The sequence below is a fragment of the Tenacibaculum aiptasiae genome, from assembly GCF_965221665.1.
Taxonomy (GTDB): Bacteria; Bacteroidota; Bacteroidia; order Flavobacteriales; family Flavobacteriaceae; genus Polaribacter; species Polaribacter aiptasiae.
The window spans coordinates 238,980-254,387 of the sequence record NZ_CBDCSN010000003.1 but is presented as its reverse complement, the minus strand read 5'-3'; the positions used below and the strand labels follow the sequence as shown (position 1 = coordinate 254,387).

Below are 15,408 nucleotides of genomic sequence, written 5' to 3'. Positions count from 1 at the left end.
CTTAGGTTGTGCCTAAGCTTTTATATTTTATTTAGATAATTCTGGAATTGAAGTATAAATATAATCTCCATGCTTTGGTGTAAAGTATTTCTGAACCTTTTCTTCAAACTCTTTTCTCTTAGCTTCATCTTTCCAATGTGATTTAAATAATTCATTACTTTTCTCTCCTATCATATCTAAATCAGCCATAGATTCTACCGCAAAAACTCTAGAAAATTCTGTTTTATCGCTCCCCCAAGCATGCATATGCTGAAAGTATCCTTTAATTAAATCGTTCTTATTAATTACATTCTCTAAGTATTCTTTATTCAAATTTTCAAACTCTTCTTTAGATCCATCTTCAGGGAATGCAAAGTGTCCTTTTACAACCAACCAAATAAGCTCTTTTTTGGCATCATCTGATTTTAAAAATTTAGCCCCACCAACTGGAACATAAATTTCATCTGAATGTTCCATTGTATAATAAGCATTTTTCTTTTTAAAGTATTCTTCTCTCTTTTTCTCATCCTTCCAAACTTCTTTTATTAGTTCTTGATTACGTTTATTTGCTTTTTCTATATCAGCCCAAGAGCCATAAGTATTTACAAATACAATTTCTGAATTATCTGGAGTATACCTATGCAAATACACTGAAGTCCCCAATATAAATTCATTTTTCTTAACTACATTATCTAAAAATTCTCTCTCAGTAGCTATCCATTTATCTTTATTAAAATTTTCATAGTCCATGTTCCAATGACCAACAGTAACAGTTATGTACTCTGGTCTCTTATTTTCATTCTGTGAAAAAATAGTTAACGGCGATATTATTAATAGCAAAAGCACTACTAATAAATTAATTTTTACTGTTTTCATAATAAATATGATATTAATTAATACAAAAAATTGATTGTTGAGTATCAGCTTTTAAAAAGTATCTTAAACTAATCTCAATATGAGAAGTATAGTGAGGTTATGCAAAATTAATCAAACATAAAATATTAATTACAAGGATTTTAACTAATTTTATTATACAAAAAAACTCAGAATAAATTCTGAGTTTTTATTTATTTAAAAAAGTAATTTAATTACATTTTTTCTATAGTAGACTCTGCTTTTGTTTTCATCATTTGTCCCATCATATCCATTTCTATGCTTACAACTGACTTAGATGGTATTCCTGTACTTTTCATTATCTCAATAGTTCCTGTTATTTTAGCTGTTGGCATTGCTGACATTTTACCTTTCATTTTAGCTATAACTTTTTCTTGAGTAATTTCAGTAACAGTATATACTAATTCCATTGCTACTCCTCCACTATTTTGTGTATTAGTCCAAGTAGAACCTACTCCTACTTTTTCCTCTGGGTACTCTACTGATTGATTGTACTGGTTTGATAACTGATCTGCCCCAGGGAAAGTTGGTTCTGCTTTTAAAAACTTTGATTTTCCTAATTTATCAACACTAGAATAAATCATTGCATCCATCATAGGCTGCATCTGTGCTTTAAACTTCTTAGACTCTTCAGTTAACTCACCTTCTTTCATGTTTGTATTAAAGTTCACTTTTTCTTCAGCACCTTGTAAAACCTTGGTTGACATATAGGTAAACTTAGTCTCAGTTACATAACTTCCTTCTTTAACATCTGTAACTTTTATATTCATTTTCATGTCCATATCCATTAGAGCAGCGCCCATGTCTTGATTCATTTTCATAGACATTTTATAAGTATCACCTTTCTTATAGTTAAGACGTAACAATACTTTTTCTTGTGACATTCCTACAGCTGTTATTCCTAATAACAGTACAATTAAAATTTTCTTCATTTTATTTTTTAGTTTAAAGCACGAATATACGTAAAACAAAAAAGCTCAGGAAATCCTGAGCTTTTGTATTTACTATTGTATTATTTTAGAAATCTTGATTTGCATCCCAAGCTTCTAAAATTTCTTTTAATGTTTTAATAAACATACCTCCTAAAGCTCCATTTACTACTCTATGATCGTATGAATGTGACACCATCATTTTATGGCGAATTCCTATAAAATCCCCTTCTGGAGTTTCTATAACTGCTGGTTTTTTAACTATTGCTCCTAAAGCTAAAATAGCTACCTGAGGCTGGTTTATAATTGGTGTTCCTGTAATACTTCCAAAGCTACCTACATTTGTTACTGTGTAAGTTCCTCCTTGAATATCATCTGGTTTCAATTTATTTGCTCTAGCTCTAGTCGCTAAATCATTTACTTGCTTAGTCATACCTACTAAACTTAACTGATCTGCATTCTTAATTACCGGTACAATTAAATTTCCATCAGGTAAAGCTGCTGCCATTCCTAAATTAACATTTCCTCTTTTTATGATTTTATCTCCATCAACAGAGATATTAATCATAGGGTGTTTTTTTATTGTTTGAGCAACTGCTTGCATAAAGATTGGAGTAAATGTTAATTTCTCTCCTTCTCTTTTTTGGTAAGCATTCTTTACTTTATTTCTCCAATTAACAATATTAGTTACATCTATTTCAATAAAAGATTGTACATGTGCAGATGTTTGAATAGAATCTACCATATGCTTAGAAATTAATTTCCCCATACGGCTCATTTCTATAATTTCATCTTCTCCACTTAAAGTAACTGGTACAGATTGAATTTTTGGTTGTGGCTTTTGCTCTTGAACTGGCTCTGCGGTCTTTTGTGGTTGACTTCCTCTATTTTCTATATAAGATAAAATATCAGTTTTAGTTACACGTCCATCTTTACCTGTTCCTTTAACTGTTTCTAACTCATCTAAAGAAATACCTTCAGTTTGCGCAATACTTTTTACTAATGGTGAATAAAAACGTTCGCTAGAAGATGTGTCAATAGAACTAGTAATTTTTTCTTTTACCTCTTCTATTGTTTTTTCTACTTCTACAGCTGCAGCTTTAACTTCTTCTTTTATAATAGTTGTTTCAGAAGACACTTTCTCTCCTCCTTCTGTTTCTATAATAGCTATTGTTTGTCCTACCTGTACTACTGAATCTTTATCAAATAATATTTCTACTAAAGTTCCATCTACTTCACTAGGTACCTCACTATCTACCTTATCAGTAGCTACTTCAACTACGGTATCATCAATATCAATCGTTTCTCCAACTTCTTTTACCCAAGAAGTAATAGTTGCTTCTGCAACACTCTCGCCCATTTTAGGCAACTTCAATTCGTATCTAGCCATAGTGTATATTTTTAATGTTTGCGAAGTTAGTAAAAACCTACGATTTTCTTACCTTTTTTTGTATAAAAAAAATCTATAATTATTCAATTATTTGAATTATTCGCAAAAACACATCATTTATACATTCATTTTTAAATTAAAACAAAATAATCTAAACTTCTGTTGCGTTTTCAATAATACAATTGATTTTCAACACTTAGGACTCTTTTACTTTACAACTATAGTTAAATTATTGCTAGTTCTATACCCAGTCTTTAGGCTCTGCTAAAACTTTTAAAAGTTTACTCTCTTCACTTCCTTCTTCTGGTTGATGATTATACTTCCACTGTACTGTAGGAGGCAAACTCATTAAAATACTCTCAATACGTCCATTTGTTTTTAACCCAAACAATGTACCTCTATCATGAACCAAATTAAACTCTACATAACGCCCTCTTCTTACTTCTTGCCAATCTTTATGTTCTTGGTTATAAACTGTATCTTTTCTTTTTTCAACTATTGGTACATATGAGTTTAAAAAACTATTACCTACCTCTGTAACAAAATCATATCTATCTTGCATTGAAAATTTTTCAGTCTTTTTCAAGTAATCAAAAAATAAACCGCCTATACCTCTTGCTTCATTTCTATGTGTATTCCAAAAATAATTATCACAAGTTTCTTTATACTTTGGATAAAAGTCTTGATCATGTTTATCGCAAGCTTCTTTACATATTTGATGAAAATGAGTTGCATCCTCTTCAAATAAATAATAAGGTGTTAAATCTTGACCTCCTCCAAACCATTGGGTAACTATATTACCTTTTTCATCATACATTTCAAAATAACGCCAGTTTGCATGTACTGTTGGCACAAAAGGATTTTTAGGATGAATTACTAAACTTAAACCACAAGCAAAAAAGTTTCCACTTTCTACTCCAAACTGTTTTCTTAACACCTCTGGTAACTCTCCAAAAACCTTTGAAATATTAACTCCTCCTTTTTCAAAGATATTTCCATTTTCTATAACACGAGTTCTACCTCCTCCTCCTTCATTCCTTTTCCAAAGGTCTTCTTGAAATTTTACTCCTCCATCTATTTCTTCTAATTTAGAAGTAATTGTATCTTGTAATTGTTGAATATAAGTATAAAACTGCTCTTTCATTGATTTAATTCTTGATTTGCAAAAGTACTTATTCTGGTAATTCTTTTAATTGAATTTTTTTAATAGTTTCTGTTGTTGCTGCTGTTACTGATAATGGCAAAACTAATAACACTCCTACAACTGGTATTAATAAAAAAAGCATAAAAACAATTCCGTTTCCTATGGCTAACCCTTTGTTTTCTTTTACAAAACGAATACTTTCTTTATATTTAAAATGACGTTCTAAAGTATAATCCATATTACCAAAACCTGCATAATAAGCTTGAACTAGAAATAACAATACTGTAGAAATTATACCTATTACAGGAATCAACCCAAAAAGAATTATTATTATTGTTAAGAACATACCTCTAATAAAGTTTCTAACGTTTATTCGAATCCCTCTTATGAATTGCTCTTGAAAACTTGTATTTCTATGTAAATGACTTTCTCCCACCATATAGTTTTCTATTTTCTCAGAAACTGGGCTCATAAAAGGTGCTGATAGTGCCATTACTATATGCTTATATAACACCAAACCAACGATTACTATTAATAATCCACTTAAAAATGTACTTATTATTTCAAACGTTTCTTTTCCAAATTCCCATTTCCAAAAGTTAGCAAAATAATGCCCCAAATTATCAGACAATCCATAAGCCATACTTCCAACAACTATTGCTGTAAGTAAACTAATTATTGTAGGAATAGTAAAATATTTCCATAGTTTTAACTTAGATATTAACTGAAAAGCTCCTAGGTACGCTTTTATTCCTTTTATTATATTCTGAATCATACTATTTTTTTGAAAAAAAAACCGAAACTTAAAAGTTTCGGTTTTTAATTTATGAAATATTTCTTTATTTCATTGACTTATATAAATCTCTAAATTCTTTAGCTTTAGATTCCATTTCTAAAACTTCATATAAATTCATTAAAGTTTTAACTGTATCAATACTTCTATTTAATTCATCTGCTTTTTCTAAGTATGGTAAAGCTTCTTTATAAACTTCTTTTTGCTTTAACGCTAATTGATCATACTTTTTAAAGTTAGATAAATTTTTATTCATTTCCTCAACAATTGCTTTATCTTTATCTAAAACAACTACTGCTAAGTTCATATAAGCATCAGCATAATCAGGCTTTAACTCTACTGCTTTTTCGTAGTATTTTTTAGCATCATCCATTCTTCCTTGGTTAAAGTTAACCACACCTAAATTATAATATAAAGTTGGGTTATTAGGATCTAATGAAATAGCCTCACTCATTAACGCACTAAACTTATCCATTTTACCAAGCTTTATGTACATATCAGCTTCATTTAATAATAAGTTTAAATCATCTGGATTAGCTTTTCTAGCTTCTGCTAAAGCACTCATAGCCTCTTCAACCTTACCTTGTTCTTTATAAATTAAAGCCATGCTTTTTACTATAGCAGCTGTTTTAGGCTCTGACTTTTTAGTTTCAGGCTTAATATATTGACCAGACTTTACCATTAAATCTCTTTGATTCTTAGAACCAAAGTTATCAACTTTTCCAGTTGCTTTATTAGTTGCTAAATACTGAGTTACAATTCCTGTATAACCAACTCTTCTTAATTCTTTATAATATTTAATTGCTGTATCAAAATCTTTAGCTTGAGTAGCAGAAACTGCAGCATTATATACAAAAGAAGTATCTGTTGGACTTAACACATATGTTAAATAAAAATTTTCAGATGCGTTCTTATAATCTTTTTTATTGTTATATAAATCAATTGCTTTTTTAGAAACTTCTTGAATTAATTGATTTAAGATAGGCTTAGCTTCATTTGCATATTTGGTTTTACCCATAGCTAATAATGCATTTAAAGCTTCTGCTGCATTCTTATAATCTTTCTTAGTAGCTAAAGCTTTTCCCTTTAAAAAATAAAATTTAGACTTGTACTTATCTTCACCATTAATCATTAAATCTCCTTCAATAGAGTTTAATATTGAGATCGCATTATTTACATCTTGCTTTTTTATTGCTTTCTCAGCGGCTTTTAACTCAGATTTCTGGGCCATTAATCCTAATGACAATAATCCTAGTGAAAGAGTTAATATTTGTTTTTTCATTTTTATTCTAATTTATTTATTGTTGTTCTTGACTTTCGTTTGATTCTTCGTTTTCAATTTCCATGCCATTTTCATTTTCCTCTTTTTCATGCATAACTTTTGCTACGGCAGCAATACTATCTTTTCCTTTAATGTTAATTAATCTAACTCCTTGTGTTGCTCGTCCCATAACACGTAAATCTTCAACAGCCAAACGAATAGTAAGTCCAGATTTATTAATAATCATTAAATCATTTGAATCGTCAACATTTTTAATTGCTACTAATTCTCCTGTTTTTTCTGATATGTTTAGAGTCTTAACTCCTTTTCCTCCACGGTTTGTAATACGATAGTCTTCTAATTTAGAACGTTTCCCATATCCTTTTTCAGAAACCACTAAAATATTACTATCCATATCATTTACTGCAACCATACCTACTACTTCATCATTTTCATGCATTAAGGTAATTCCTCTTACTCCAGATGCAGTTCTTCCCATTGGTCTAGTCTTAGCTTCTTCAAATCGAATTGATTTACCAGATTTTAACGCTAACATTACTTGACTATCACCTGTAGTTAATTTTGCTTCTAATAGCTCATCACCTTCTTTAATAGTAATTGCATTTATACCGTTTGTTCTTGGACGCGAATATTGTTCTAAAGGTGTCTTTTTTACTTGACCTCTCTTAGTTGCCATAATCACATAGTGGCTATTGATATAACTTTCATCTTTTAAGTCTCCAGTAACCAAGAATGCTTTTACTTTATCATCTTGTTCAATATTAATAAGGTTTTGGATTGCTCTACCTTTGGTATTCTTCCCTCCTTCTGGAATCTCATAAACTCTCATCCAGAATACTTTTCCTTTTTGAGTAAAGAATAACATATACTGATGATTTGTTCCTACAAATAAGTGTTCTAAGAAGTCCTCGTTACGAGTTGTAGCTCCTTTTTGCCCACGTCCTCCTCTATTTTGAACTTTATATTCGTCTAAGTTTGTACGTTTTACATACCCTGCATGAGAAATAGTTACTACTACTTTAGAGTTAGGAATCATATCTTCGATACGCATATCTCCTCCAGCATATTCTATTTCTGAACGACGATCATCTCCATACTTATCTCTAATTTGGATTAACTCGTCTTTGATTATTTGATAACGTCTAGATTCATTTGCTAAAATATCCTTTAAATCAGCAATAGTTATCATGATTTCATCATACTCCGCACGTAATTTATCTTGCTCTAGTCCTGTTAACTGACGCAAACGCATTTCTACAATTGCTCTTGCCTGAATTTCTGTCAGTTCAAAACGCTCTACTAACTTGGCTCTTGCTTCGTCTGCATTACTAGAACCACGGATAATCGCAATTACTTCATCAATATTATCAGAAGCTATGATTAGACCTTCTAAAATATGTGCTCTTGCTTCAGCTTTCTTTAATTCAAATTCTGTTCTACGAACAACTACTTCGTGTCTATGCTCAACAAAATGGTGAATTAATTCTTTTAAATTTAATTGCTCTGGACGTCCATTTACTAAAGCAATATTATTTACACTAAAAGAAGTTTGTAATTGAGTATACTTGTATAATTTATTTAAAACGATATTAGGAATTGCATCACGTTTTAAAACGTACACAATACGCATTCCTTTTCTATCAGATTCATCACGTATATTCGAAATTCCTTCTAATTTCTTTTCGTTAACTAACTCAGCAGTTTTCTTAATCATTTCTGCTTTGTTAACTTGGAAAGGTATTTCAGTTACAACAATACATTCTCTTCCTTTTACTTCTTCAATAGTAGCCTTACCACGCATTACTATACGTCCACGACCAGTATGAAAAGCATCACGTACACCATCATAACCGTAGATAATACCTCCAGTTGGAAAATCTGGAGCTTTGATGTGTTGCATTAACTCATCAATTTCTATATCTCTGTTATCAATATAAGCAACGGTACCATTTACAACTTCTGTTAAGTTGTGAGGCGCCATATTAGTTGCCATACCTACTGCAATTCCAGACGCTCCATTTACTAATAAGTTTGGTATACGAGTTGGTAATACTGTAGGTTCTTTTAACGTATCATCAAAGTTTAATTTATGATCAACAGTATCTTTTTCAATATCTGCTAACATATCCTCTGATATCTTCTGCATTCTCACCTCCGTATAACGCATTGCTGCAGGACTATCTCCATCTACCGATCCAAAGTTACCTTGTCCATCAACCATCATATAACGCACACTCCAATCTTGAGCCATACGCACCATAGAATCGTATACTGATGTATCTCCATGTGGGTGATACTTACCTAATACCTCTCCTACAATTCTAGCTGATTTCTTATAGGCTCCTGTAGCTTTAATTCCTAATTCATGCATTCCAAATAAAACTCGTCGGTGAACGGGTTTTAAACCGTCTCTAACATCTGGTAATGCTCTTGATACAATTACTGACATTGAATAATCAATGTAAGCTGATTTCATTTGTTCTTCAATATTGATAGGAATCAACTTTTCGCCATCTGCCATATATTTTCTTTTAAAATATTAGTACTCATTTTCGTCAAAAAAGTGAATTTTACACTTGATAAAACCCACTTCTAAAATACAGTTAAACAAACCGTATTTTCTAAAACATTGCAAGATACTACAATACCTATTTATACACAAAAAATATCTTTATTCTTTTACCTATATTTATTAACAATTTTTGTCACTCTTTTAAAAAAAACATGACAAGAATAACTTTTTAAAACTATTGGCATCTTTTTTGTATTTTTAAAGAAAAAAACTTACTAACTTTACACAGATACAAATAAAATTTATGGACGATAATTTTTCACCACAAGTTAGAGATGTAATTACTTTCAGTAAAGAAGAAGCCTTAAGATTAGGGCATGATTTTATTGGAACTGAACATCTATTGTTAGGTTTGATAAGGAAAGGAGACGGAAAAGCCATCGAGATATTAACTACTTTCGATGTGGATTTAGATTTGGTACGTAATAAATTAGAAAAATTAAATCCTACGACCCCTTATGTAGCTAACGTAGAAAAGAAAAGTTTGCATCTTACTAGACAAGCAGAGAAAGCTATAAAAACTACATTTTTAGAAGCAAAGTTATACCAAAGTAACTCTATAAATACTGCACATTTATTATTATGTATTTTACGTAATGAAAATGACCCTACAACGAAGTTACTTCAAAAGTATGATGTAGATTACGAACAAGCTAAGGCTTTATATAAACAACTACACGTTGAAGATAATTACTTATCCCCTATGGCAGAAACACCTTCTGATGATGAATTTTCTGAAGAAAAATCTAATCCTTATGGACAACAACCTTCTAAAGGAAAACAACCTAAAAAATCTAAAACTCCTGTTTTAGATAATTTTGGTCGTGATTTAACAGCACTAGCTATTAGCGGTAAATTAGATCCTGTTGTTGGACGTATTAAAGAAATTGAGCGTGTTTCTCAAATTTTAAGTAGAAGAAAGAAAAACAATCCAATGTTAATTGGAGAGCCTGGTGTTGGTAAGTCTGCTATTGCCGAAGGACTAGCTCTTAGAATTGTTAACAGGAAAGTTTCTAGAATATTATTCGATAAACGTATTGTTTCTCTTGATTTAGCAAGTTTAGTTGCTGGAACAAAATACAGAGGTCAATTTGAGGAAAGAATGAAAGCTTTAATGAATGAGCTTGAAAAAAATGATGACATCATTTTATTCATTGATGAGATTCATACAATTGTTGGTGCTGGTGGAGCTACTGGATCACTAGATGCTTCAAATATGTTAAAACCTGCTTTAGCTAGAGGTGAAATCCAATGTATTGGTGCTACTACTCTAGATGAATATAGAACTAATATTGAAAAAGATGGTGCATTAGAACGTCGTTTCCAAAAAGTAATTGTTGACCCAACTACTGTTGAAGAAACTGTTCAAATTTTACATAACATAAAAGGTAAATACGAAGCGCATCACCATGTTGATTTTACTGACGAAGCAATTGAAGCTTGTGTAAAATTAACCAATCGTTATATGACTGATAGATTCCTTCCAGACAAGGCTATTGATGCTTTAGACGAAGCTGGATCTAGAATTCATATCACAAACATTGTTGTTCCTCAACAAATTTTAGAATTAGAATCTAAACTAGATGAAATTCGTGAACGTAAAACAAAGGCTGTAAGCGGTCAAAAATACGAAGAGGCAGCAAAGCTTAGAGATGACGAAAAAAACATAGAAACTGCCTTAGAATCAGCTCAAAACCAATGGGAAGAGGATTCTAAACTACATAGAGAAACTGTTACTGAAGATAATGTAGCTGAAGTAGTATCAATGATGACAGGAATTCCTGTAAATCGTGTAGCTGAAGCTGAGAGTAATCGTTTAGCTGATCTTCCTAACTTAATTAAAGGAAAAGTAATTGGTCAAGATGAAGCTGTTGCTAAAGTTGTTAAAGCTATACAACGTAACCGAGTTGGATTAAAAGACCCTAACAAACCTATTGGTTCATTTATTTTCCTTGGATCAACTGGTGTTGGTAAAACTCAGTTGGCAAAAATATTAGCTCGTGAATTGTTTGATTCTGATGATTCTTTAATTAGAATTGACATGAGTGAGTATATGGAAAAATTTGCAATATCTAGACTAATTGGAGCACCTCCAGGTTATGTAGGATATGAAGAAGGTGGACAATTAACTGAAAAAGTTCGTCGTAAACCTTATTCCGTAATTCTTTTAGATGAAATTGAAAAAGCTCATCCTGATGTTTTCAATATGCTTTTACAAGTTTTAGATGATGGACATATTACAGATAGTCTTGGTAGAAAAATTGATTTTAGAAACACCATTATAATAATGACATCTAATATTGGTGCTCGTAAAGTAAAAGAATTTGGCGCGGGTGTTGGTTTTGGTACTTCTTCTAAGAAAGATCAAGAAGATGCTCATGCTAAAAGTATTATTGAAGGTGCTTTGAAAAAATCATTTGCTCCTGAATTCTTAAATCGTATTGATGATGTTATTATCTTCAACTCTTTAGAACGTAAGGATATTCATAGCATTATAGACATTGAGTTAGATAAATTATTAAAGCGTATTTCTGACTTAGGTTACAACTTAACTTTAAGCGAAAAAGCTAAAGATTATATTGCTGACAAAGGTTACGACAAACAATACGGAGCTAGACCTTTAAAAAGAGCTATTCAAAAATACATTGAAGATTCTTTAGCTGAAGAGATTGTAAACTCTAAACTAGATGAAGGTGATTCTATTTTTATGGATTTAAATGAAAAAGATAACAAACTTGTCATTAAAATTGAAAAAGGAGATAAACCTGAAGAATCTAGAACAGAAATAGACGAATAATATTCCATAAAAAACCTAAGCTAGTCTAGCTTAGGTTTTTCTTTTTCTATAGCTTACTTTTATATACGTTTTTGTTATAAAAATTATAAAAACAGCAATCATATACCTAAAAAAGTTTAAAAATCAAACTTTTAAATCGTAAAATATTTTTTAAAATTTATTTTTTTTGTTAAAATCTTTGATAAAAAAACTAAAAAAACTAACTTCGACGCCTTATTCACCTTAAAAACTAAACAATGAAAAGAATAGTACTTTTAGCCCTCATAGGAGTTACCATAATTTCATGTACAAAAGAAAAACCTGTAAAAGATTATTTAATCTTATCTGGTAAAATTGAAAATTATAAAAAGCGAGATGTTACTTTAGAAGGCTTCCGTTTTAGTAAAAAAATAAAATTCGACAAAAAAACTGGTACTTTCTCAGACACTATACGAATTGATAGAGATGGAAATTACACTTTAAGAACTAACAAAAAACATTTTAATTTATATCTTAATGATACTGTAAATACAGGAATTGTTTTTGATTATAAAAAAGGAGATCCTAGTAGTTTTAACGGAAAGTTTGAAGGTACAAATGAGAACATCAACAACTACTTCTTAAAGAAAAGAACTAAATTTCCTGAAATATTAGTAAATGCAAATGAGCTTTTTTCATTAGAAGAAGGAGAATTCTTAGATAGAATGGATGAATATAAAGATGCATTAACTGAATTATCTATCTCTAGCAATTTACCTGCCGATTTTCTTAAAAATGAAGTTAGAAATATTGATTATGAATACTTAAGAAACATAAACAATTACCAAGATTTCCACAGAACTTTAACTGGAAATTCAGATTTTGTTGTTTCTGAAGACTTTCCAAATCCTACCGAAAACTTTAACTTTAGTAGTGGATATGATTACATGAATTCATATTCGTATAGAAAAATGCTTTTAGAATTATTAGAATCGAAAGCTAAAGAGAAGAACAAAGAAGGTGAAGATTACTACTTAACTTACTTAGAAACTGTTCAAACTGAAGTTAATGATACAATAGCTAAAAATGATTTATTATATGAAAGCGCTCAAAACAGTATCACTTATACTGATAACTTAAAAGAGTTCTATAATAAGTTTATGGCTTATTCTACTAACAAAACACATAAAGATGAAGTTAGTAAAAGCTATAACATTTTAAAAACTACTGCTAAAGGTCAGCCAGCTCCAAAATTTGAAAATTTCAAAAACTATAATGGAGGTACAACTTCTTTTGACGATTTATTAGGTAAAGGGAAATACTTATATATTGACGTTTGGGCTACTTGGTGTGCTTTCTGTAAAAGAGAAATTCCTCTATTAAAAAGATTAGAAGAAGAATACCACGGAAAAGATATCGAATTTGTAAGTATTAGTGTTGATGCTGCGAGAGATTTTGAAAAGTGGAAGCAAACTATTGTAGACAGAGAAATGACTGGAGTACAATTATTCAGTGGAAAAAAGCAAGACGATTTAGAATGGGCACAAAAATTCTTAATCAAAGGACTACCTAAGTTTATCCTTATTGATCCTGATGGAAAGATTGTAAACCCTAACGCTCCTGCTCCATCACAAGGAGAAAAATTAATTGGAATATTTGATGAATTAGGAATTTAAAATTTCTTATCATACCATAAAAAAAAACCGCTAAATAGCGGTTTTTTTTATTTTATAATTATAATACAATCTCCTAAAATCTATTGTCTCCGTCTATAATATCACCTAATCCTCCTAAAATACTTCCTTCACCTTTATCTCCTCTACCTGTTTGTGGAGCCATAGCTAATACTCTACCAGCTAATCTACTAAACGGTAATGATTGAATATATACTGTCCCTGGTCCTTTAAGCGTGGCAAAAAATAGACCTTCTCCTCCAAAAATTGTATTCTTAATCCCTCCAATAAATTCAATATTATAATCAACATCTTGTGTAAAACCAACAATACAACCTGTATCAACTTTTAAAACTTCTCCTGGTTGTAATACTTTTTTTGCCATTGTTCCTCCAGCATGTACAAATGCCATACCATCACCTTCCAATTTCTCCATAATAAAACCTTCTCCTCCAAACAAACCTCTTCCTAAACGTTTTGAAAATTCTATACCAATAGAAACTCCTTTAGCAGCACATAAAAAAGCATCCTTTTGACAAATGAATTTGCCATTATATTCAGTTAAATCAATTGGAATAATTTTTCCTGGATAAGGAGATGCAAATGAAACTTGTTTCTTTCCTTGACCATCATTAGTAAAAACAGTCATAAATAAACTTTCACCAGTTAAAATTCTTTTTCCTGCAGAAAATATTTTCCCTAACAAACCTTTTTCTTGATTTGAACCATCTCCAAAAATAGTATTCATTTTAATTGCAGAGTCCATCATCATAAAACTTCCAGCTTCCGCTACCACGCCTTCTTGAGGATCTAATTCAATTTCTACATATTGCATTTCTTCTCCAAAAATGCGGTAATCTATTTCATGTGCATTCATAAGTATTTTGTTTAATTAATCTATCTATTAGAATAATGTTTCTCTTTTTTGTTACACTCTAATTCTAAATAAGATCAGTTTTTCACTTTTAAACTCCATTCAAATTCAAATTTAGAAACAGAAATACCTTCTTTATTAATTCCTTCAGAAGTAACTAAAACCGTTTGTCCCTCTCCAGTTTCAACAGATTTTTGAATTGCTTTTTCTATTGCCAAACCATCATTACATTCAAATCTAATTTTTCCTGTCGCCTTTTTAGTAAAGGTTGCATTCATATTGGTAACTAACATTGAAACTTTTTTTCCTGAGTTATCAATTGCCTGCATTACCAAAATACCAGTAGATAGTTCTGCTGCCATTCCTTGAACCGCCCAAAACATACTTTTAAATGGGTTTTGATTAATCCATTTATGCTTAACTCCTACCAGAGATTTTTCATTAGAAATTGATTTTACCCTTATTCCACATAAATATGCAGATGGTAATTTGAATAATGTAAAAAAATTAATTTTTCGAGGTGTAAACTTCATTTTATCAGTATTTACAGGCAATTTACAGCTTTTTTGTTAAAAAAACTCACGATTTCAAATGTTAAATTTTGTTAAATTTTAGTACTATGTATTGCATAATACCTTTTAAAAAATATATATTTGCATAGTCAAGTATTATATAATTCATTTTATTATGCAACAGAATAAAGAAAATACCAATGCTTTTTTAATTCATATATCAGCTTTCGCAGGATACTTTTTCCCATTAGGAAGCATTATTACTCCTTTAATTTTATGGCAAACCTTAAAAGAAAGAAGTCCTTTTTTAGATAATCATGGAAAAGAAGCAGTCAACTTTAACATAAGCTTCGGCTTGTATATTTTTATACTAAGTGCTTCATTCTTCTCTTTCTTCTTTGGAAACTTTATAGATATTTTTAGAGGAATTGATGTAGATTTTGGCGGACATCATTCCTACGACGGTCTTTTTGGTTTCATTGGAATAGCATCATTAGTAAGTATCGTAACACTTATCAAAATTGCCTTAATTATTATTGCGGCAATGAAAGCTAACAAAGGAGAGGAATACAAGTATCCTTTTACAATTAATTTTATAAAATAACCTATAA

Annotated in this window: 12 protein-coding genes; 3 read left to right on the top strand and 9 right to left on the bottom strand. The window is 30.4% G+C overall.

All coding sequences use genetic code 11. The annotated features are described in order from the left end of the window. Positions 1–27 precede the first annotated feature (27 nt). The 7 genes from ACOQN8_RS12865 to gyrA all read right to left on the bottom strand — a co-directional run bounded on the left by ACOQN8_RS12865 (position 28) and on the right by gyrA (position 8,932). The gene (locus ACOQN8_RS12865; RefSeq protein WP_420552988.1) at positions 28–855 is read right to left on the bottom strand and encodes a hypothetical protein; all 828 of its coding nucleotides are present in this window, start codon (positions 853–855) and stop codon (positions 28–30) included. Between the two features lie 212 nt (positions 856–1,067). Then, entirely contained in the window at positions 1,068–1,805 is a 738-nt protein-coding gene (locus tag ACOQN8_RS12860; RefSeq protein ID WP_420552987.1) for a hypothetical protein, read from the bottom strand. 85 nt (positions 1,806–1,890) lie between these two features. Continuing rightward, positions 1,891–3,192 carry a dihydrolipoamide acetyltransferase family protein gene (locus tag ACOQN8_RS12855; RefSeq protein ID WP_420552986.1) on the bottom strand — a complete coding sequence of 434 codons (1,302 nt, stop codon included), beginning with the start codon at positions 3,190–3,192 and terminating at the stop codon, positions 1,891–1,893. 241 nt (positions 3,193–3,433) lie between these two features. After that, positions 3,434–4,336, bottom strand: a complete 903-nt coding sequence (hemF, locus tag ACOQN8_RS12850; protein WP_420552985.1) for an oxygen-dependent coproporphyrinogen oxidase — start codon at positions 4,334–4,336, stop codon at positions 3,434–3,436. A gap of 28 nt (positions 4,337–4,364) precedes the next feature. Continuing rightward, positions 4,365–5,111, bottom strand: a complete 747-nt coding sequence (locus tag ACOQN8_RS12845) for an EI24 domain-containing protein (protein ID WP_420552984.1) — start codon at positions 5,109–5,111, stop codon at positions 4,365–4,367. Positions 5,112–5,175: 64 nt separating this feature from the next. Beyond that, the gene (locus ACOQN8_RS12840) at positions 5,176–6,411 is read right to left on the bottom strand and encodes a tetratricopeptide repeat protein (RefSeq protein ID WP_272148721.1); all 1,236 of its coding nucleotides are present in this window, start codon (positions 6,409–6,411) and stop codon (positions 5,176–5,178) included. Positions 6,412–6,427: 16 nt separating this feature from the next. Beyond that, positions 6,428–8,932 carry a DNA gyrase subunit A gene (gyrA, locus tag ACOQN8_RS12835; protein WP_420552983.1) on the bottom strand — a complete coding sequence of 835 codons (2,505 nt, stop codon included), beginning with the start codon at positions 8,930–8,932 and terminating at the stop codon, positions 6,428–6,430. 295 nt (positions 8,933–9,227) lie between these two features. Between gyrA and ACOQN8_RS12830 the strand changes: the two genes are divergently transcribed. Then, positions 9,228–11,780, top strand: coding sequence for an ATP-dependent Clp protease ATP-binding subunit (locus tag ACOQN8_RS12830; RefSeq protein WP_235273985.1), 2,553 nt, complete (start codon positions 9,228–9,230; stop codon positions 11,778–11,780). 236 nt (positions 11,781–12,016) lie between these two features. Next, entirely contained in the window at positions 12,017–13,414 is a 1,398-nt protein-coding gene (locus ACOQN8_RS12825) for a TlpA family protein disulfide reductase (RefSeq protein ID WP_420552982.1), read from the top strand. A gap of 73 nt (positions 13,415–13,487) precedes the next feature. Here ACOQN8_RS12825 and ACOQN8_RS12820 read toward each other — a convergent pair whose 3' ends face one another. Both ACOQN8_RS12820 and ACOQN8_RS12815 read right to left on the bottom strand, forming a co-directional pair. Next, positions 13,488–14,288, bottom strand: coding sequence for a TIGR00266 family protein (locus ACOQN8_RS12820; protein WP_420552981.1), 801 nt, complete (start codon positions 14,286–14,288; stop codon positions 13,488–13,490). A 74-nt stretch (positions 14,289–14,362) separates the two neighbouring features. Continuing rightward, on the bottom strand, positions 14,363–14,818 hold the full coding sequence (locus ACOQN8_RS12815) for a DUF4442 domain-containing protein (protein ID WP_272148716.1): 456 nt from the start codon (positions 14,816–14,818) through the stop codon (positions 14,363–14,365). A 154-nt stretch (positions 14,819–14,972) separates the two neighbouring features. On the opposite strand from ACOQN8_RS12815, the gene ACOQN8_RS12810 reads away from it, so the two are divergent. Continuing rightward, a complete protein-coding gene (locus tag ACOQN8_RS12810) occupies positions 14,973–15,401 on the top strand; it encodes a DUF4870 domain-containing protein (protein ID WP_420552980.1) in 429 nt (142 codons plus the stop codon). Positions 15,402–15,408: the final 7 nt, after the last annotated feature.